We start from the raw sequence: 19,201 nt of genomic DNA, 5'->3' as shown, positions 1-19,201 counted from the left end.
ATCAGGGCGGATCCGGGAGCGGGGTCCGGTGCCTTGGGGTGCCTCCGGGGCGTATCCGCCGGGCCGTGTTCCCCGGCCGGATCCGCGTGGGGGGTGACCCGTGGCCGGGTCCGCCGGGCCGGGGTCCCCGGGCTGTGGCGCCGGCCCTGGTCCCCGCCGGGCGGGGCCTGCGGCAGGATGGGGCCGTGACCCCTGAGAGTCCCGACCCCGCCGCCATGCGCGAGCAGTACAGGTCCGCGCCGCTGCTGGAGTCCGACGTCGCCGCCACGCCCATGGACCAGTTCGCCCGGTGGTTCAAGGCCACCGCGGAGTACGGGCTGCCCGAGCCCAACGCCATGGTGGTCTCGACCGCGGACCCGCGCGGCAGGCCCTCGTCCCGCACGGTGCTGCTCAAGCACTACGACGACCGCGGCTTCGTCTTCTACACCAACTACGGGTCCCGCAAGGGCACGGAGATCGCCGCCAACCCGTATGTCTCGCTGCTCTTTCCCTGGCACAGGATCGCCCGGCAGGTGGTCGTCACCGGCACCGCGGCCCGCGTCGGCAGGGACGAGACCACCGCGTACTTCCGTACCCGCCCGCACGGTTCGCAGCTCGGTGCCTGGGCCAGCGAGCAGTCCGCGCCCCTCGCCTCGCGGGACGAACTGCTCAGGCGGTACGAGGAACTCGCCGCGCGCCACCCCGAGGGCGAACAGGTACCGGTCCCGCCGCAGTGGGGCGGCTTCCTGGTGACGCCGGAGACCGTCGAGTTCTGGCAGGGCCACGAGAACCGCCTCCACGACCGCCTCCGCTACACCCGCACGGGCGAGACCTGGCACCTCGAACGGCTCTGCCCGTAGCGGCCCCCGGGAGCAACGGCCCGCGCCGGGGAGCGGCTACCGGGATGGAACACCGAGGAAGTCGCCGATCTCGTGGCCGACGACGCAGGCACGATCGATGCCCAGCGCGTCGAGAAGGCGCCCGAGGAGGTCCGCCTGGGCGACGCCGCCCGGACCACCGCTGAGCACCTGGCCTTCCTCCTGGAGGGCGCCATGGCGCGGGCGGGCCTGGAAGGCGGCGGCCGGCTGCGGCGTGCCCGCGCCCCGGCCGCGGGGCTGCTCGACCAGTTGCGACCGCCGGAAACCGGAAACGCAGAAAAGCACGGAGACGCCCCTCCCCGCCACTCTCAACGTATAGCGCGGAGGGGGGCTTGCGGCAAGGGCCCCGGGGCGGCGCACAATCGGCGGCCGGCGCTACTGCCTGGGGAAACGGGGGAGGCGATGCACGTGGGTGCGGTCGTGGGTGAGCGGTACGTGGTGGGGCTGCGCGATGCCGGGGAAGGGCGGGCCGCGGTGCTCGGGGGGAAGGGGGCACAACTGGCCGCGCTGTCGCGGATCGGAGGGGCCCGTGTGCCGGACGGGTTCTGTGTGACGACCGACGCCTACCTGCGGGCCGTGGCCGGGGCACCGTCGCTGCGCGGGCTGCTCGACCGGCTGGCGCGGACGGACGCGGACGACAGGGAGGCGGTCCGTGCGCTGAGTGCCCGGATCCGCCGGGTCGTCGAGGGGATCGCCGTCCCCGACGACATCGCGGCGGCGGTCGCCGACGCGCTCGCCGGGCTCGGCGAGGGGGCGGCCTGCGCCGTGCGGTCGAGCGCGACCGCCGAGGACCTGCCGACGGCCTCGTTCGCCGGCCAGCAGGACACGTACCTCAACGTCGTGGGGGCGGCGGAGGTGCTGCGGCACACCGGGCGGTGCTGGGCCTCGCTGTTCACCGAGCGGGCCGTGGCCTACCGCGCGCACCACGGCATCGACCACCGCGCGGTCCTGATGGCCGTGGTCGTGCAGCGGATGGTCGAACCGCGGGCGTCCGGCGTCCTGTTCACGGCCGACCCCGTCACGGGCAACCGCAGGACCGCGGTCGTGGAGGCGGTCCACGGGCTCGGCGAGGCCCTGGTCTCCGGCCTTGTGGACCCGGACGTCCTCACGGTGCGCGGCGGCGAGGTCGTCGCGAGGACGGTCGCCGTCAAGGAGCGCGCCGTACGGGCCGTGCCGGGCGGCGGCACGCGGGAGGCGGCCGTCGACGCGGAGTCGCGGGGGCGGCCCGCGCTGACGGACGCGGAGGCCGTGCGGCTCGTGGCCCTCGGGCGGCGGATCGAGGCACGCTTCGGGTGTCCGCAGGACATCGAGTGGTGCCTGGCCGACGACGGCTTCCGGATCGTCCAGAGCCGGCCGGTCACGACGCTGTTCCCCGTTCCCGGGGCGGCGGACGGCGGGAAGCGCGTGTACGTCTCCGTGGGCCACGCGCAGATGATGACCGACGCGATGAAGCCGCTCGGGCTCTCCCTGTGGCAGCTGACCGCCATGGTGCCGATGCACGCGGCGGGCGGGCGGCTGTTCGTGGACGTCACCGCGCGCCTCGCCTCACCCGCGGGCCGCGCCGGGCTCCTTGAGGCGATGGGCAGGGGCGACCCGCTGGTCAGGGACGCGCTGGAGACCGTACTCGACCGCGAGGGGTTCCTGCCGCCGCTCCCGGAGGCGGCGCAGGGCCGCGCGTCGGCTTCGGATGCGCCGGTTCCGGACACGCCGGTTCCGGACGCGGCGGTTCCGGATGCGCCGGCTCGGGACGCGGCGGGCACGGACGCGCCGGGCACGGAGCTGTCGGCCCCGGACGCCCCGGACGCCCCGGACGCCCCGGACGCGGCGGACACGGACGCGCCCGATCCGGCCGTCGTCGCCGAGCTGGTCGGGCGGAGCGAGGCGTCCCTCGCCGCGCTGGAGCGGGAGATCGGGGCGGTCTCGGGGCCCGCGCTCTTCGACTTCCTGCTCGGGGCGTTCGAGGAGCACAGGCGGCTGGTCGGCGACCCGCTCTCCCACCGGGCGCTCATGGCGGGCATGGACGCCACGTGGTGGCTGAACGAGCGGCTCCACGAGTGGCTCGGCGAGAGGAACGCGGCCGACACGCTCACGCTCTCCGCGCCCGGCAACGTCACCTCCGAGATGGGGCTCGCGCTGCTCGACGTCGCGGACGCGGTCCGCCCGCACCCGGAGGTGGTGGCGTATCTGGAGCGCGCGGGGGACGACGGCTTCCTCGACGGGCTCGCGGAGCTGCCCGGCGGGGCCGGGGCGCGTGCCGCCTTCGAGGCGTACCTCGACCGGTACGGCATGCGCTGCGCGGGCGAGATCGACATCACCAGGCCCAGGTGGCGCGAGCGCCCCGCGGCGCTCGTGCCCGCGCTCCTCGACAACGTCAGGAACTTCGGTCCCGGCGAGGCGGCGCGGCGCTTCGAGGAGGGCCGGCGGAGGGCGCGGCAGAAGGAGGAGGACGTGCTCGCGCGCCTGCGGGCCCTGCCGGACGGGGAGCGCAGGGCGGCCAGGACCCGGCGGATGATCGACCGGGTGCGGAGCTTCACCGGCTACCGCGAGTACCCGAAGTACGCCATCGTCAGCCGCTCCTTCGTCTACAAGCGTGCCCTGCTCGCGGAGGCCGGGCGCCTCGTCGGGGCGGGGGTGCTCCGCGAGGCGGAGGACGCCTTCCACCTCACGTTCCAGGAGTTCCGCGACGCCGTGCGCACGCGGCGGGTGGACGGCGCACTGCTCGCGCGGCGCAAGGAGGAGTTCCGCGCCTGGCAGGCGCTCACCCCGCCCCGGGTGCTCACCTCGGACGGTGACGCCCTCCTCGGCGCGTACCGGCGCGACGACGTGCCGGCGGGCGCGCTGGCGGGCGTGCCGGTCTCGGCGGGGACCGTCGAGGGCAGGGCGCGCGTCGTCACGGATCCGGCGCGTGCGGAGCTGGCGGCGGGCGACATCCTGGTCACGGTCTTCACCGACCCGAGCTGGTCGCCGCTGTTCGTGGGGGTCGCCGGCCTGGTGACGGAGGTGGGCGGCCGGATGACCCACGGCGCGGTGATCGCGAGGGAGTACGGCCTGCCCGCCGTCGTGGGCGTGGCGGGCGCGACCCGGCTGATCCGCGACGGGCAGCGCGTCCGCGTCCACGGGACGGACGGGTACGTGGAGGTGCTGTCCTCCTGAACGGCCGTGGCCGACCCGGGCACCTCGGACCCCGGCGGGCACGGGTCGCGGCGGCCGCGGGCCGCGGAACGCAGAAACCCGCGGGCTCGGGTTCCTCCGGAGAGGAAGCCGGCCGGACGTACCGGCGAGCCCGCGGGTCGGTGACTGCTTGGGATTGGCCGGCGGAGCCGGCACCGCACGGAGTGCGACGAGCGGGCCGCTAGCCCGCAGTCACCTCACGCGTCCGGTTGTCATACATCTGCCGAACCACCTCCCTTCTCGTGTAAGGACACGGTAGGAAATCCCGCACGGCCGAGACAAGCGAATTCGGGGGAATTTCACGCCGGGCCGCCGGGATCGGTGGGGCCGCCGGAGCCGCGCCCCTCGCGGGACGGCCCGGCCGTGGCCTGGTCAGCGCGGTCCGGGCGCGGGGCGCGATACGATTTTCCCGAACCAGGTGTGTGTCACGTCACGTTCAGTGGAATGATCGCAGTGATCGGACGTGTGCGGGACAGGCGCAGACGTCCCGCATGGGGGTGGCCAGGATGAGTGCTTCCCGGAGTGAGACCACCGATGCCGCGGGCCCCGGCGAGCCCGGCTCGGACCTGCTCGCGGCCCTGCTCGACGGCATGGACGCGGCCCTGTGCGCCTTCGACGCGGGCGGGGTGATCACCCACTGGAACCGCGAGGCCGAGCGGATACTCGGCTGGAGCGCCGCCGAGGCCGTGGGGCGGCACGGGTTCGCGGGCTGGGCAGCTCGCTCGGCCGACGCCGACGACGTGCTGGCCCGGCTGATGGCGACCATGGACGGCGAGGGCCGCCAGGTGCACGAGTTCGCGCTGCTGCGCAAGGACGGCGGCCGGGTGCTCGTGCGTACGCAGTCGGCGGGCGTGCGCGGCGCGGACGGCAAGCCCGCGGGGGTGTACTGCGCGTTCAGCGAGGTGCACGCGCAGATCGACCTGGAGCGCTCCATCGCGCTGAGCGAGGCGCTGTTCACGGAGGCGTCCTGGGGGGTCGTCCTGGTCGACGTGGATCTGCGGCCCACCGTGGTCAATGGGCACGCGGCCCGCGCGCTCGGCTCAGGCCGTACGACGGTGCTCGGGAGGCCGCTCGGCGAGCTGGTCGTGCAGGGCGTGGAGGAGCTGGAGGGCGCCCTGCACCACGTGCTCGCGGAGGGCGCGCCGACCGGGCTCGCCGACCTGTGGGTCACGGTCCGCACCCCGGAGGGCGAGCGGCGCCGCTGCTGGCGCAGCGGGTTCCTGCGGCTGGCTTCGCCGCTGGCCGAGGAGCCCGTGCCGCTCGGTGTGGGCTGGCTGTTCACGGATGTCACGGACACCAAGCTGGCGGCGCTCGAAGCGGACAGGCTGCGGTTCCGCTCCAACCAGCTGCACCGGGCGGCCCGCGCGGCGGCCGAGTGCGAGGACCCGATGGAGGCGGCCACCACCTATCTGGACTTCGCGCTCGCGGGCTTCGCCGACCACGCGCTGATCGACCTGGTGGCCGAGCCCGCGGCGCGGTCCGGCGCCCAGGCGCAGGACCCGGCGGGCCCGGACGCCCCGGTGCGGCTGGTGCGCGAGGCGGCGACGCCGAGCGGGGCGTCGGGTCCGGTGGCGCGGGCCTCGGGCGGCGGCATCCCGGTGCGCTACCTCGCCGGCCATCCGGCGCTGCGCGCCATGGAGCGCGCGGGCTCGGTCAGGTCGAGCGCGCCGGCGGCCGGGCAGGCGGCGCAGGACGGTGCCGTACGGGAGTCCCAGGCGCGGCACCCGTCGTCGGCGGCCCACCAGGGCGCGCAGGAGGGCCGGCCGCAGACGGCCGCGCCGACGTGGGCCACGGCCCGGCAGTGGCCGTCTGACAGTGCCCACGCGCTGTGCACGGTGCTGCGCAGCAGGGGCAGGTCGCTCGGCGTGGTGACGTTCCTGCGCACCGGCAGCAGGTCCGCGTTCGAGCGCTCGGACGCGCTGTACGCGGAGGACGTGACGGCCATGATCGCCGCCGCGCTCGACCTTGCGGGGGCGCTGCGCACGCCGCGCTGAGCCGCCGGGCGCTGTCCCGCGCGGCCCCTGCCCGGCGCGGGACGAGGGGGCAGCGCGTCGGCAGGCGAAGGCTCAGTGCCAGAAGATGCGGGCCGCGTTCTCCTCGATGACGCGGGCGTTCCACTCGGTGCCGCCGTCGACGTTGCCCGAGCGCAGCAGCGGCGGCTCGACGCCGCGGTCGGCGAGCGCGGTCGCCGCCGTCGCCATGACCGCCTGCATGAGGGCGCTGGTGACCACGGTGGACGCGGGAGCGAAGGGCGCGGCGACGCCCTCGGCGGTCAACTCGGCGTCGCCCACGGCGATCTTGTTGTCGAGGACGATGTCGCAGTGGTCCTTGAGGAAGGTGCCGGACGCGTTGCGCGGGGTGGTCTCGGCCGCGTAGGCGACGGAGGTCACGCCGATCACGGTCAGGCCGAGGCCACGGGCGTGCCCGGCCATCTCCACCGGCAGGGTGTTGCGGCCGGAGAGCGAGATGACGAAGAGGAGGTCGCCCGCGGCGGCGGGGGAGGCGTCGAGGACGGTGGCGGCGAGCCCCTCGACGCGTTCGAGCGCCGAGCCGAGCGTGGCGGGGCGCACGTCCACGCCGGTCAGGCCGGGCACGGTCAGCACGTTCATCACGGCGAGCCCGCCCGCCCGGTAGACGGTGTCCTGCGCGGGCAGCGAGGAGTGGCCCGCGCCGAAGGCGAAGAGGCGCCCGCCCGCGGCGACGGTGTCGGCGATCGCGCGCCCCGCGGCGGCGACGGCCGCGGCCTCCTCGTCGCGTACGCGCTCCAGCAGGGCGACGGCGGCGGTGAGATAGCGGTCTGCGGGGCTGCGGTCGTCCATGGGGCCCTCTCGGGGGTCGGCGCGGCGTGACGTGTCGCGGATCACCTTCGGGCGGTCCGCTCGCGGTGTCAACACGGGCCGGGCAGCACCGTGTTCACGGCGCGCCGCGGCCTGTCGCGGCGACGCCGGCGCCGCGGGCCGCGGGCCGCGCGCCGCGCGGGTCAGGGCGCGGTGGTGGAGACGGCGGCGATCTGGAGGTCGCCGCCGCAGACGCGGATGCCGGCGGTGGCGGTGGAGGTGAGCGCGGCGGTGTTGTCGGGCGGGTAGACCTTGATCTTCGCGGCCTTCGCGTCGCACGTGCCGTCGGTGACGCCGGAGTCGGGGGTCTTGACCTGGGCGTGCAGCACCTGGCCCGGCTTGAGGGTGATGGCCTGGTCCGTGCCGTCCTGGGAGTGGGTGGCGGGCTTGCCGATCTGGTGGCCCCGCGCGTCGAGCAGGGAGAAGCCGGGGAAGCCCGCTGTGCGGCAGGTCGCCTTGTTGCCGGTGAGCTGGAGGTCGTAGTAGCGGGAGTTCATCTCCTGGCCCTTGGCGACGAGCTTGACTCCGGTGAAGTCGCTGGTCGTGCAGTCGGAGCGGACCTCGCCGCCGCCGCTCGCGCTGTCCTTGGTGGTCAGCCCCGCGCCGCCGTCCTTGCCGCCGGTGGAGACGCCGCCCGCGGTGCCGCTTCCGGAGGCCCCGCTGTCCGAAGTGCCGCCGCCCGACGAGCCGTTGCCCGTGGTCCCGGTCTGCGCGGGCGCCGCGGGGGTGTCGGAGACGGGGCTCGCGGACGCGGTCTTACCGCTGCCGCCTCCGCAGGCCGTGAGCGAGAGCACCCCCGCGACGGCGGCGGCGAGCAGTGCGGTGCTGGTCCGGGTCTTCTTCGTCATGGTCATGCGTCTCGCCCCTCGTCGGTGGTTCATGCGGCTGTTTCCGCGACTTCTTGGTGTGATGCGCGGGGGACCGAGAAGGTTCACAGGTGGCCGCGCGAGGGGCGCCGCGCGAGGGGGCGCGGGGCCGCTGCGCCAGGACCGCTCGGTGGGGGCCGGGGCGGCGGGCGTTGGAGCGGTTCGGGAACCGCCGGGCCGCCACCACCCGCCATGGCAAGGGGCGTTGTGTTCCACCGCCACCGCCACCGCCACCGCTACCGCCACCGCTACCGCCACCGCTGCGGCGATCCCCTGACACCTCCGGCCGTGATCCGGCCGACGGCGCACCTCAGAGGTCGATGACGATCCTGCCCTGCACGTGCTGCCCCGCCTGGAGTTCGACCGCGCGGCGGATGTGCTCGACAGGGAAGCTCTCCGCGACTCGCCCGGGACATGGCCGTGGTGATCGAGACCGACCCCGACCTGCTCGGGCCGCTGTCCGCCGAGTACTCCGCGCGCTTCGCCGCGCTCGTCACCGGCGCGCTGACGGCGGCGGCCCCCGCGCGCCGCGCCGCCGTCGCCGCCGACATGGCCCGCACCCTGCTGAGCACCGCCGTCGGCATCAAGCAACAGGCCGACACCCGCGAGGAGTTCCGCACCCGCCTGGCCACCGCCATCACCCTCCTGCCGCCGGCCCTGGAGCGCGGCGCCTGAGCACGCCTCACCCCGGGCCGTGCGTCGTACGCCGCCCAGGTGAAGGCGGTGTCCCCGCCGTACTCGGCGAGGTGGGACGCGATGGCCGCGCCGATGCCCGCGGTCCGGCCGCCGCCGGAGGCGAGGGCCAGGGGGCAGCGGGGGAGCGGCGCGTCGGAGTGGGTCACGCCACGGGACGGTGGGGGTGCGGGGCGGGGGCCCGGCAACAGGGTTCCGGCGCAAGAGCGTAAGACCGTAAGGGGGGGATCGCGGCTCCCGGGGACGGAGAGGCCCATTTTTTTGTCGGCCGGGTCGTCCTAGCGTCCCTTTGTACGGGTGCGAAGGCGGGAGGAACCCGTCGTCACCCGGCACTTCGGAAAGGGATTGCCATGACCGCCATCACCGATGCCACCGATATCACCGGTGTCAAGGACAAGGCCGTGCTCGTCACCGGCGGTACGAAGGGGATCGGCCGTTCGGTCGCGCTCGCGTTCGCCGCTGCGGGCGCCTCGGTCGCCGTCTCGTACGCCGCGGACGAGGCCGCCGCCGCTCGACTCGGCGCGGAACTCGGCGCCTTCGGGGCCCGGCACCTCACTGTGCGCAGCGACTCGGCGCGGCCCGAGCGGATACGGGAGCTGTTCGCGCGGGTGAAGGCGGAGTTCGGCCGGATCGACGTGGTCGTCGCCAACGCCGGGATCGAGCTGATCGACACCCCGATGACCGAGGTGTCGGACGCGGACGTGGACCGGCTGCTCGACCTCAATGTCCGCGGCACGTTCTACACCCTGCGGGAGGCGGCGAGAGCGCTGGAGGACGACGGCCGGATCCTCGTCACGGGCTCGACCATCGCGCTGAACGCCCCGGCGGGCGCGTCGCTCTACGCCGCCACCAAGGGCGCCCTCAAGCCGATGGTGCAGGCGCTCGCCCGCGAGCTGGGCCCCCGGCGCATCACCGCGAACCTGATCAGTCCCGGTGTCGTGGAGGGCGCGGGGGTCATCCGCGACCTGCCGCGGGAGCGCATCGACGAGTTCGCCGCGCTCAACCCCCTCGGCCGCCAGGCGCGCCCCGACGACATCGGCCCGGTCGCGGTGTTCCTCGCGTCCCGGGGCGCCGCCTTCGTCAACGGGCAGGCGATCGCCGTCGACGGCGGGTCCTTCATGTGAGGCGCGCGGCCCGGCCCGGTCGCGCACTGCTGTCGGAGGCGTCACCGGGCAGCCGGCCCCGGGAGCCCGGTCCGTGGCCCCCTCGGCGCCGCGTGGCCGGGACGTGACGGCACTCCTGCGGGATCGGCGGGCCGGACGGCATCGTGGTCGGCGTGGTGGTGTTCCGGCCGGCCAGGAGGTTCAGGGCGTCGGCGCCGCGGCTGCCGGGGGCGGCGGCACAGACGATGAGGTACGGGCCGTCGTCGGCCCGGCCTGTTCCGGGGTGATCCGGGCGCGGCGGGTGGTCGGGAAGGCGCGGATCTCGCTGCGTCGGCCCAAGCTTCGACAGTGCGTCCGGCCACCACGGCGGACCTGGCTGTGGGGGCCCTCGTCAGGGTCCCCCTGACGGCCCTGGACGCGCCGTGGGCGGTGTTGGCCGGGCCGCGGGCGACATGAGGGTGCCCGCCCGGTACGCACCGTCCACCCCGCCCTGGAACTGGGCGTCACCCTCATCGACACCGCCGAGGTCTACGGCCCCTACACCAACGAGGAGCTCGTGGGCCGCGCGCTGAGGGGCCGCGGGGACCAGGTGGTGCTGGCCACCAAGTTCGGCCTGATCTCGTACTCCGGCCGCGAGAGCGGGCCGGACAGCAGCCCGGCGAGCGTACGCGCCGCCGTCGAGGGCTCCCTCAAGCGCCTGGGCACCGACCGCATCGACCTGTACTACCAGCACCGCGTCGACCCGGACACGCCCATCGAGGAGACCGTCGGCGCCCTGGCCGAGCTGGTCGCCGAGGGCAAGATCCGGCACATCGGCCTGTCCGAGGCCGGCCCCGAGACCATCCGCCGCGCCCACGCCGTGCACCCCGTCACCGCCGTGCAGTCCGAGTATGCGCTGTTCACCCGCGACCCCGAGGCCCGCGTCCTGCCGGTGCTGCGCGAGCTGAACATCGGCTTCGTGCCCTTCTCCCCGCTCGGCCGAAACTTCCTGACCGGCTCTCCCCGCTCGGCCGAGACTTCCTGACCGGCGCGATCCGTTCCACCGACCAGTTCGACCCCGGCGACTTCCGTGCCGACAACCCCCGCTTCGCCGGTGAGAACTTCGCGCACAACCTGAACCTCGCCGACCAGGTCGCCGCCGTCGCCGACGAGATCGGCGCCACCCCTGGACAGGTCGCCCTGGCCTGGCTGCTGGCGCAGGGCGAGGACATCGCGCCCATCCCCGGCACCCGCCGCGTCGCCCGGGTCGAGGAGAACACCGCTGCCGACGCCGTACGGCTCACCGACGAGCAACTCGCCCGGCTCAGTGCCCTGCCCCCGGCCGCCGGAGACACCCACAACCCCGCGCAGATGAAGCTGATGGAGCGCTGATGGCCGGGACCGTCCCTCGCGTCGCACCCGGCCCCGTCGCGGAGGAGCACCCTGTGCGGCACCTGATCCTGAACAACGGGGCGGCCACGCCCGCCGTGGGCTTCGGCGTCTTCCAGACACCCCCCGACGCCGCCGAGCGGGCCGTGGCCTGCGCGCTGGAGACCGGTTACCGGCTGCTCGACACCGCCGCCCACGGCAAGACCCCCGCCCAGATCGTGATCCGCCGGCACCTCCGGCAAGGCCGCTCAGCCATCCCCACGTCCGTGCGCCCGCAGTGCATCGCCGACACCTTCGACGTCTCCGACTTCCAGCTCACTCCCGCCGAACTCGAAGCGCTCGACCACCCCGACACCGGCACCCGCGGCGGCCCGGAACCCGGCGCCGTCACCCTGGAGGCCTTCGGCCGGGACATTCCCGAGGCCTGACAGCGGCGCGCGAGGACGCGGCGTCCCCCGCAGCCCGCGCCCCGGCGTGTCAGCCGCCGAGCGCGTACTCCGCCCACACCGTCTTGCCCGGCGCGTCCTGGCGCGGGTGCCAGCCCCACGCCCCGGCGAGGCACTCCACGATCAGCAGCCCCCGCCCCGACTCGGCGAGCGGGTCGGGGACCCGGTCCTCGGGCGCGGCGGGCACGCGTTCCGCGCGGGTGTCGGTGACCTCGATGCGTACGGTGTCGCCGGTCAGCCGCAGCAGGACGTGGAAGTCCCGGCCCAGCACGCGCCCGTGGCGCACCGCGTTGGCCGCGAGCTCCGCGACGATGGCGACGGCGGTGTCGTTCGCCGCGGAGTCGTACGGCAGGTCCCACGCGTTCAGCCGGTGCGCGGTCAGTCTGCGCGCCAGGCGTGCGCCCCGGGGCGTGGAGCTGAACCGCATGGCGAACTCGCGCGCCGTTTGCGACTCCTTGCGCTGTGTGGATTGTTTCGTCACGCTGACCAGCGTTCCGTCCGTGGCGTAGCGTGACCAGTGGTGATCGACGGACACAGTAGCTTTGTAGGAGCGTCCGCGGTACCGGTACGCAGCATGCCGAGGGAGCGAGGTGGGTTGCCGTGGAGACGGCAGAAGAGGACTTCACACCGGCCGACAACGAGGGCGGGGGCGGGGGCGGTTCGGGGGAGGGCGGCGGTGTGGTCGCCGCGTTCGGGAAGCAGTTGAAGCTGTTACGGCAGCGGGCGGGCCTGGAGCGCGAGGCGTTCGGCAGGCTCGTCGGCTACTCGCCCTCCAGCATCGCGTCCTTCGAGCAGGGCCGCCGCATTCCGTCGCCGCGGGCCATCGAGAAGGCCGACCGCGTGCTCGACGCGGGCGGCGTGCTCATCGCCCTCAAGGACGAGGTCGCTCGCGCTCAGTATCCGCCGTTCTTCCAGGACATGGCCCGCCTTGAGGCCAAGGCCGCCCACCTGTGTGAGTACTCGACTCTCATCGTGCCCGGCCTCGTACAGACACCGGAGTACGCGCTCGCCGTCTTCCAGCAGCAACGGCCCTTGCTGACCGAGGAAGTGATCGAGGAGCGGCTGGCTGGCCGCCTGGTGCGCCAGGAGATCCACTCCCGCCGCCCTGAGCCGCTGCTCAGCTTCATCCTGGAGGAGTCCGTCGTGCGCAGGCCGGTCGGCGGACGGGAGGTCCTGCGCGGGCAGTTGGAGCAGCTCCTGCTTTTCGGACACAAGCGCAACGTGGACATCCAGGTGATGCCGATCGACCGGGAGGACCATGCCGCGCTCGAAGGTCCGTTCACTACGATCGAGACGGTAAAGGGCCAGCGGTTCGCCTACACCGAAGTGCAAGGGTCCAGCCGCTTGTTCAGCGAGTACGTAAAGATTCAGGAGCTCAGCGCGTGCTATGGCATCCTGCGGTCACAGGCTCTCACCCCGCGTGAGTCGTTGGCGTTCCTCGAAAGACTTCTGGGAGAGACATGACCGAGCTGGCTTGGTTCAAGAGCAGCTACAGCGGCGGTTCCGGCGGCCAGTGCGTCGAGATCGCGTGGTCCAAGAGCAGTTACAGCGGCGGGTCCGGAGGCGAATGCGTCGAGGTGGCCGCATGCGACACCACCATCGGCGTGCACGTCCGTGACTCCAAGCGCACGAGCGGACCGGTGCTGACCGTCGCGCCCGGCGCGTGGGCGGACTTCGTCACGCTCGTACGCGGCTGACGGCGTCGCCGGGGGCCGTCGCACGGCGGCCCTCGGCGTCGAGCGCCCACAGGCGCGCGTACAGACCGCCCCCGGTGAGAAGCCGGCTGTGCGTGCCGGCCTCCGCGACGCGGCCCTTGTCGAGGACGAGGACCTGGTCGGCGTCGCGGGCGAGCAGCAGGTCGTGGGTGATGACCAGGGTCGTGCGGCCCGCCATCAGGCGGCGCAGCGGGGCGACGACGCGGTGGGCGGTGAGTGCGTCGAGGCCCGTGGTGGGCTCGTCGAGCACGAGGACGGGCGCGTCCCGCAGGATCGCGCGTGCGATGGCGATGCGCTGGAGCTGGCCGCCCGACAGGCGCGTGGTGTGCGGCGCGATGACCGTGTCGTAGCCCTCGGGCAGCGCCGAGACGAAGTCGTGGGCGTCCGCGGCCCGCGCGGCGGCGGCGACCTCCTCGTCCGTCGCGCCCGGCCGTCCGCACGCGATGTTCTCCCGCACGGTGTCGTGCAGGACCAGGGGCCGCTGCGACAGCAGCGCGACGTTCTCCCGCAGGTGGGCGAGCGGCAGCGCCGACAGGGGCGTGCCGTCGAGGCGCACCGCGCCCGCGTCGGGGTCGTAGAAGCGGGGCAGGAGCGCGGCCAGGGTGGACTTGCCCGCGCCGCTGGGACCCGTGATGACGACCAGTTCACCGGGGCGCGCCCCGAAGGAGACGCCGGACAGCGCGGGGGTCGGCGTGCCGGGGTAGGTGAAGGTGACGTTCTGCACATCAAGGCGGCCGTGCGCGCGGCGGGGCGCCGGGCCCGCGCAGGACGGGCCCGCGGGGTCGGTGACCGCGGGCGGGGCGTCGAGGACGTCGAGCAGGCGGTCGGCGCCCGCGGTGGCCGCGGACACCGTGAGGCCGAGCTGGCCCAGGGAGCGCACGGGCGGGTAGAGGTAACCGATGAAGGCGGCGAAGGAGAGCAGCTGACCCAGCGACATCCTGTCCGCTGAGATCTCCCAGGCGCCGAGGCCGATGACGGCCAGCACGCACAGGGTCTCGATGACCTCCACGAGCTGCTCGTACGCCTCGTTCATCCTGGCGCCGCCCACGGAGGCGCGCATCCAGGCGCGTGCCTCGCGGCGCAGGCGCTTCTCCTCGGCGCGCTGCCTGTTGTACGCCTGGGTGAGCGCGACATTCCCGAGCGCCTCCTCCACGACCGAGGTGATCGCGCCGTCCGCGACCCGCTCCTGGCGCGACACGGCGCGCAGCCGCCCGGAGAAGCGCCGGGCCGCCACCCAGAACAGCGGCGCGAGGAGAAAGGTCGCGAGCGCGAGATCCCACCGGAGCCAGAGCGCGGCAATTCCGTAGAACAGCACGCCGAATACCGCGGCGACGGCCTGGACCACGCCCGTCACCGCCATGTGCTCAATGGCCTCGACATCTCCTGTGAGACGTTCCACCAGATCGCCGTGGCGGTGCCGCTGGAAGAAATGCGGCGGCTGTTTCAGTACATGAGAGAAAACTCTCTCCCGCAAGCGCATCACAAACCGTTCCGCGAGCCACGCGGCGGTCGTGTTTCCGGCATAGCCGACGACGGCGCCGAGCACCGCCGCCGCGAGCCAGGCCGCGGCAGGACCCCAGAAGGCGCCGACGGATCCGGCGGCGAGCGCCGTGTCGGTGAGCCGTCCGAACAGCAGGATGCCCGCCGTCCCGGCCAGCGCCGCCAGCATCGCGCAGCCGCACACCAGGACGAGCAGCCCCCGGTCGCCCCTGGTCAGCGGCCAGAAGCGGCGGAAGGCCGCCGCCGGGGAGACCCGGGACGCCGTCCCTTCCCCGGGTGCTTCCTCCCGTGGGGCCGGGGGCGGGGTGCCCGCGCGGGGCGGCCTGGACGACAGGGCGCGCAACTGCACGGTCGGCTGGTCGTCCCGGGGATACGCGTTCGCCACGGCCCTCTCCTCACTCCCTCGGCGGGCGCAGCCGCCCGCCCCCGTACAGCGCCGGAGGCGGACCCGCGCTGAATTCGCGCGTGCCCGCCTCCGGATTCCGTGTCCTGCCGCGGGCCCTTACTTGCCGATCGGGCGGGGCCGCTTGGTGGGCTGCTTCGGCTTCTTGCCGAACGGCGGCTTCGGCTCGTGCTTGCCGGGCTTCCCGGGCTTGTTGTGCTTTCCGGGGAGAATGCTGCCGATGACGCTCATGCGAACTCCTTGCTCGTTCCTGTGTTTCTCGTCGTGTCGCTGCCGGCTTCGACACCAGGAACGCTACGGCATGAGCGGGCCGGAAAAAGCGAATAGCGGTGAGAGTTCGATTAATCGAGAATCATCGACAATTAATCGTGTGCGCGGAACCGTCTCGGGGCGGGAATACGTGATCGCACCGGGCGTGAATGGTGAAGGATTTGGGGGAGAACCGGGTGCGCCGTCACCGTCGGGTGGCCAGTGCCGCCCCGGATCGCGTGGCCGCCCAGGTGGCGAGGAGCCCGAGCCGGTCCTCGGACGCGGTGCCGGGCTCGGCCGTGTAGACGATCAGTTCGTGCACGGCCCGGTCCGACAGGGGGAGGTCGAGGGACTGGAAGGTCAGTTCCAGACGGCCGACGTCGGGGTGCTGGAGCCGTTTGACACCGGCGTGGCGCATCAGGACGTCGTGCGCGGCCCATTGGCCGCGGAACTCCGGGCTGCCGGCGGACAGTTCGCCGACGAGTTCGCGCAGTGCCCGGTCGCGGGGTTCGCGCCCGCCCTCGGCGCGCAGCAGGGCGGCGGTGGAGGCGCCGGCGGCGTCCCAGTCGACGAAGAATTCGCGTGCGCCGAGGTCGAGAAAGATATAGCGGGCGATATTGGGACGGCCGCGCTCGTCGACGGTGGCGCTGTCGAACATCGGGGCAAGCAGGGCGCGGGCCAGGGGGTTGCAGGCGACGATGTCCGTGCGGCCGTTGCGTACGAACGCCGAGGACGTCGTCATGGAGTCGAGCAGCCACTGGACCCGGGACGGGACCTCGACCTCCTCGCGGCGCGACGGCAGGCGCCTCGCGCGCCGCGACGACCGGGCCAGGTCGAACAGATAGGCGCGTTCGTCGTCATCCAGTCGCAGGGCACGGGCGACCGCGTCGAGGACGTCTTCGGACACGCCGCCGATGTGCCCCTTCTCCAGCCGCGTGTACCACTCCGTGCTCACGCCGGCGAGGACGGCGACCTCCTCGCGCCGCAGCCCCGCGACCCGGCGACGGGCGCCGGTCGGCAGTCCTACCTGCGCCGGGGTGATTCTGGCGCGTCGGCCGACGAGGAAGTCCCGGATCTCGCCGCGGCGGTTTCCGGGCTGTTGGTCCATGTCGCCGATGGTAGCCACCGGTCACGGCGCGAGGGGGGTCGAGGTTGTGCCCCCCACAGGCGCGACCTTCTCCGGTGCCGGCGGTCGAGGTCTCCTGGGGGCCGGGTGTTCCGACACGAACCCGGTAACAGGCGACGGAGGCAGGACATGACAAGCAGGGCAGTGACGGTGCCGGCGGTGGCGTTGGGCACATGGGCCTGGGGAGACAGCGGCGAGGCGGGCGACGGCTATTTCGGCAGCCGGCTGAGCGAGGCCGGCCTGCGGGAGGTGGTCGAGAAGGCGCAGTCGAACGGCTTCACCCTGTGGGACACCGCCGTCGTGTACGGCATGGGCCGCTCGGAGTCCGTCCTCGCGCGGGCGCTGGAGGGCTATGACCGCGGCGCGTACCAGCTGTCGACGAAATTCACCCCGCAGATCGCGGGCGACGGCGACGACCCGGTCGCGGACATGCTGGAGCAGAGCCTCGCCCGCTTGGAAACGGACTATGTGGATCTCTTCTGGATCCACAACCCCGCCGACGTGGCACGGTGGACGCCGCCACTGATCCCGCTGCTCAAGAGCGGCAGGATCAGGCATGTCGGCGTCTCGAACCACACCATGGAGGAGATCGCCCTCGCCGACCGGATCCTCGGCGAGGCCGGCTTCCGCGTGGAGGCGGTCCAGAACCACTACAGCCTCCTGTACCGGAGCTCCGAGCGCGCCGGCATCCTCGACCACTGCCGCGAGCACGACGTGCGGTTCTTCTCCTACATGGTCCTTGAGCAAGGAGCGCTGACCGGCAGGTACAGCCCGGCACGTCCGTTGCCGGAGGGCAGCACCAGGGCGGCCGTGTACAACGGCCTCCTGCCCCGGCTGCAGGCGCTGACGGACCGGATGGAGGCGATCGGCGAGGACCGGGGCGCGTCCGCCGCCGATGTCGCCACGGCCTGGGCCATCGCCAAGGGGACCACCCCGATCATCGGCGTCACGAAGGCGGGTCACGTCGACGGGCTGGTCCGAGCCCGCGGCATCGAGCTCGCCGACGAGGAGACGGCGGAACTGGAGGCGCTCGCGGATGCCGCCGACGTCGACACGCGGGGCTCGTGGGAGCACGAGATGTAGCAGTCGTCGGCCCGCAGCGCGGCGCGGACGCCGCCGTCGTACCGGGCATCGCGGAGGGGCGTCGTACGTTGACGCGTACGGCGGCCCTCCGCGTGCGTACGGCCGCGTACAGAGCACACCCCCCTGCGACAGGAGCCCGCGATGGATCTGCAGCTGACCGGACGACGTGCCCTCGTGACCGGCGGGAGCCGGGGCATCGGGTTCGCGGTCGGGCGGGCGCTGGCCCGCGAGGGCGCGGCGGTGGCGCTCGTGGCGCGGGACGCGGCCGTGGTGAAGGAGCGGGCCGCGGCCCTCGCGGAGGAGACCGGGGCCACGGTCGTCGGGATCGCGGCGGACACCGGCGACGACGCCTCCGTCGCCGCGATGGCGGACGAGGCGGCGCGGCTGCTCGGCGGCGTGGACATCCTGGTGAACAACGCGGCCAAGGCGAGCCCCGGCGCCTTCCCCGAGGACGCTCTTGAGGAGCAGATCAACGTCAAGGTGCGCGGCTACCTGCGCACCGTGCGGGCTCTCGCGCCCGGGATGGCGGAGCGCGGCTGGGGCCGCGTCGTCAACATCGCGGGGCTCGCGGCGCGCAGCAGCGGTTCCGTGGTGGGCTCCGTGCGTAACGCCGCCGTAGCGGCGATGAGCAAGAATCTGGCCGATGAACTCGGTCCGCAGGGGGTGAACGTCACGGTGGTGCATCCTGGTATGACCCGCACCGAGACGCAGATCGGCGTGATCGCCACGCGGGCCGCCGACCGGGGGGTCCCCGTCGAACAGGTGGAACGGGAGCTCGCGGCGTCCGTCTCCATCGGCAGGATCGTGGAACCCGACGAGGTGGCGGCCGTCGTCGCGTTCCTGGCGAGCCCGCTCAGCGTCGCGCTCAACGGCGACCCGATCGTCCCCTCCGGGGGCGCAAGGGGAGCCATCCACTACTGAAAGGGCGGCGCGCCGCGGTCCGCGCGCCGCGGGTTCCGCCGTGATCGTCCGCGGGCCGCGCGTTCGCCCAGTCGTCATGGGGCGGACGGGCGGGGCACGGTTGTCGGCGGGATGCGTCAGAATTGAAGCCAGGGCCGCAACGAATCCACAAGGGGCACGTATGTCCGGACTGATCGACACCACGGAGATGTATCTCCGCACCATCCTTGAGCTGGAGGAGGAAGGTGTGGTCCCCATGCGCGCCCGGATCGCCGAGCGTCTCGACCAGAGCGGCCCCACGGTCTCCCAGACCGTGGCGCGCATGGAGCGCGACGGCCTGCTCACGGTCGCGGGCGACCGGCACCTCGACCTGACGGACGAGGGCCGCATGCTCGCCACCCGCGTCATGCGCAAGCACCGCCTCGCGGAGTGCCTGCTCGTGGACGTGATCGGCCTGGAGTGGGAGCAGGTCCACGCGGAGGCGTGCCGCTGGGAGCACGTGATGAGCGAGGCGGTGGAGAAGCGGGTGCTCGATCTGCTGCGCCACCCCACGGAGTCGCCGTACGGGAACCCGATCCCGGGCCTCGCCGAGCTGGGCGAGGCCGGAGAGGCCGCCGACCCGTTCCTCGACGCGGGGCTCGTGAGCCTCGCCGACCTGGACGCGGGCGTGGACGGCAAGACGGTCGTCGTGCGGCGGATCGGCGAGCCCATCCAGACCGACGCGCAGCTGATGTACACGCTGCGGCGGGCGGGCGTGCAGCCGGGCTCGGTCGTCAGCGTGACGGAGTCGCCCGCCGGCGTCCTCGTCGGCAGCAGCGGTGAGGCGGCGGAGCTGGGCTCCGAGGTCGCGTCGCACGTGTTCGTCGCGAAGCGCTGAGACCCGC

18 protein-coding genes and 1 pseudogene are annotated in these 19,201 nt (G+C 73.7%); 12 read left to right on the top strand and 7 right to left on the bottom strand.

Going from position 1 to position 19,201, the window contains the following annotated elements; all coding sequences use genetic code 11:
* Positions 1 to 215 precede the first annotated feature (215 nt).
* Positions 216 to 839, top strand: a complete 624-nt coding sequence (gene pdxH, locus ABEA77_RS20370; RefSeq protein WP_345649540.1) for a pyridoxamine 5'-phosphate oxidase — start codon at positions 216 to 218, stop codon at positions 837 to 839.
* Between the two features lie 36 nt (positions 840 to 875).
* Here pdxH and ABEA77_RS20365 read toward each other — a convergent pair whose 3' ends face one another.
* Positions 876 to 1,142 (bottom strand): hypothetical protein, encoded by a 267-nt coding sequence (locus ABEA77_RS20365; protein WP_345649434.1) that lies wholly within the window; start codon positions 1,140 to 1,142, stop codon positions 876 to 878.
* Between the two features lie 135 nt (positions 1,143 to 1,277).
* Between ABEA77_RS20365 and ABEA77_RS20360 the strand changes: the two genes are divergently transcribed.
* Together ABEA77_RS20360 and ABEA77_RS20355 are read left to right on the top strand one after the other, a co-directional pair.
* Entirely contained in the window at positions 1,278 to 4,010 is a 2,733-nt protein-coding gene (locus ABEA77_RS20360) for a phosphoenolpyruvate synthase (protein WP_345649537.1), read from the top strand.
* A 524-nt stretch (positions 4,011 to 4,534) separates the two neighbouring features.
* Entirely contained in the window at positions 4,535 to 6,022 is a 1,488-nt protein-coding gene (locus ABEA77_RS20355; protein WP_345649432.1) for a PAS domain-containing protein, read from the top strand.
* A 72-nt stretch (positions 6,023 to 6,094) separates the two neighbouring features.
* Here ABEA77_RS20355 and ABEA77_RS20350 read toward each other — a convergent pair whose 3' ends face one another.
* Together ABEA77_RS20350 and ABEA77_RS20345 are read right to left on the bottom strand one after the other, a co-directional pair.
* Positions 6,095 to 6,847 (bottom strand): SIS domain-containing protein, encoded by a 753-nt coding sequence (locus tag ABEA77_RS20350; protein ID WP_345649430.1) that lies wholly within the window; start codon positions 6,845 to 6,847, stop codon positions 6,095 to 6,097.
* Positions 6,848 to 7,008: 161 nt separating this feature from the next.
* Complete coding sequence (locus tag ABEA77_RS20345) at positions 7,009 to 7,719, bottom strand: DUF4232 domain-containing protein (protein ID WP_345649428.1); 711 nt, start codon at positions 7,717 to 7,719, stop codon at positions 7,009 to 7,011.
* 432 nt (positions 7,720 to 8,151) lie between these two features.
* On the opposite strand from ABEA77_RS20345, the gene ABEA77_RS20340 reads away from it, so the two are divergent.
* The 4 genes and pseudogenes from ABEA77_RS20340 to ABEA77_RS20325 all read left to right on the top strand — a co-directional run bounded on the left by ABEA77_RS20340 (position 8,152) and on the right by ABEA77_RS20325 (position 11,323).
* Positions 8,152 to 8,406, top strand: coding sequence for a hypothetical protein (locus ABEA77_RS20340; RefSeq protein ID WP_345649425.1), 255 nt, complete (start codon positions 8,152 to 8,154; stop codon positions 8,404 to 8,406).
* Positions 8,407 to 8,774: 368 nt separating this feature from the next.
* Positions 8,775 to 9,548, top strand: coding sequence for an SDR family NAD(P)-dependent oxidoreductase (locus ABEA77_RS20335; protein ID WP_345649422.1), 774 nt, complete (start codon positions 8,775 to 8,777; stop codon positions 9,546 to 9,548).
* Positions 9,549 to 9,981: 433 nt separating this feature from the next.
* Positions 9,982 to 10,898, top strand: a pseudogene (locus ABEA77_RS20330) (aldo/keto reductase); the annotation flags it as partial.
* 53 nt (positions 10,899 to 10,951) lie between these two features.
* Positions 10,952 to 11,323, top strand: a complete 372-nt coding sequence (locus tag ABEA77_RS20325) for a hypothetical protein (RefSeq protein ID WP_345649419.1) — start codon at positions 10,952 to 10,954, stop codon at positions 11,321 to 11,323.
* A 49-nt stretch (positions 11,324 to 11,372) separates the two neighbouring features.
* Here the strand turns inward: ABEA77_RS20325 and ABEA77_RS20320 are convergent, their stop codons facing one another.
* The gene (locus ABEA77_RS20320; protein ID WP_345649416.1) at positions 11,373 to 11,822 is read right to left on the bottom strand and encodes an ATP-binding protein; all 450 of its coding nucleotides are present in this window, start codon (positions 11,820 to 11,822) and stop codon (positions 11,373 to 11,375) included.
* A 119-nt stretch (positions 11,823 to 11,941) separates the two neighbouring features.
* Here ABEA77_RS20320 and ABEA77_RS20315 point away from each other — a divergent pair, with 119 nt between their 5' ends.
* Positions 11,942 to 12,805 (top strand): helix-turn-helix domain-containing protein, encoded by an 864-nt coding sequence (locus ABEA77_RS20315; protein ID WP_425588332.1) that lies wholly within the window; start codon positions 11,942 to 11,944, stop codon positions 12,803 to 12,805.
* Positions 12,802 to 13,038 (top strand): DUF397 domain-containing protein, encoded by a 237-nt coding sequence (locus ABEA77_RS20310; protein ID WP_345649414.1) that lies wholly within the window; start codon positions 12,802 to 12,804, stop codon positions 13,036 to 13,038. The genes ABEA77_RS20315 and ABEA77_RS20310 overlap by 4 nt, the downstream gene beginning before the upstream one ends.
* Here ABEA77_RS20310 and ABEA77_RS20305 read toward each other — a convergent pair.
* The 3 genes from ABEA77_RS20305 to ABEA77_RS20295 all read right to left on the bottom strand — a co-directional run bounded on the left by ABEA77_RS20305 (position 13,019) and on the right by ABEA77_RS20295 (position 16,316).
* A complete protein-coding gene (locus tag ABEA77_RS20305) occupies positions 13,019 to 14,941 on the bottom strand; it encodes an ABC transporter ATP-binding protein (RefSeq protein WP_425588331.1) in 1,923 nt (640 codons plus the stop codon). The genes ABEA77_RS20310 and ABEA77_RS20305 overlap by 20 nt on opposite strands.
* A gap of 117 nt (positions 14,942 to 15,058) precedes the next feature.
* Positions 15,059 to 15,190, bottom strand: coding sequence for a hypothetical protein (locus ABEA77_RS20300; protein ID WP_345649411.1), 132 nt, complete (start codon positions 15,188 to 15,190; stop codon positions 15,059 to 15,061).
* Between the two features lie 223 nt (positions 15,191 to 15,413).
* Entirely contained in the window at positions 15,414 to 16,316 is a 903-nt protein-coding gene (locus tag ABEA77_RS20295; protein ID WP_345649409.1) for a helix-turn-helix transcriptional regulator, read from the bottom strand.
* Between the two features lie 147 nt (positions 16,317 to 16,463).
* Here ABEA77_RS20295 and ABEA77_RS20290 point away from each other — a divergent pair, with 147 nt between their 5' ends.
* From ABEA77_RS20290 to ABEA77_RS20280, 3 genes are all read left to right on the top strand, one after another.
* Positions 16,464 to 17,417 carry an aldo/keto reductase gene (locus ABEA77_RS20290; RefSeq protein ID WP_345649407.1) on the top strand — a complete coding sequence of 318 codons (954 nt, stop codon included), beginning with the start codon at positions 16,464 to 16,466 and terminating at the stop codon, positions 17,415 to 17,417.
* Positions 17,418 to 17,558: 141 nt separating this feature from the next.
* Positions 17,559 to 18,338, top strand: a complete 780-nt coding sequence (locus ABEA77_RS20285) for an SDR family NAD(P)-dependent oxidoreductase (protein ID WP_345649404.1) — start codon at positions 17,559 to 17,561, stop codon at positions 18,336 to 18,338.
* A 160-nt stretch (positions 18,339 to 18,498) separates the two neighbouring features.
* Positions 18,499 to 19,194: an iron-dependent transcriptional repressor DtxR gene (locus ABEA77_RS20280; RefSeq protein ID WP_345649401.1), complete on the top strand. Its 696-nt coding sequence runs from the start codon at positions 18,499 to 18,501 to the stop codon at positions 19,192 to 19,194.
* Positions 19,195 to 19,201 lie beyond the last annotated feature (7 nt).

It is taken from the genome of Streptomyces tremellae, from assembly GCF_039540215.1.
GTDB lineage: Bacteria > Actinomycetota > Actinomycetes > Streptomycetales > Streptomycetaceae > Streptomyces > Streptomyces tremellae.
Note: the sequence above shows the minus strand (reverse complement) of the source record. Positions and strands in the feature narration are given on the sequence as shown.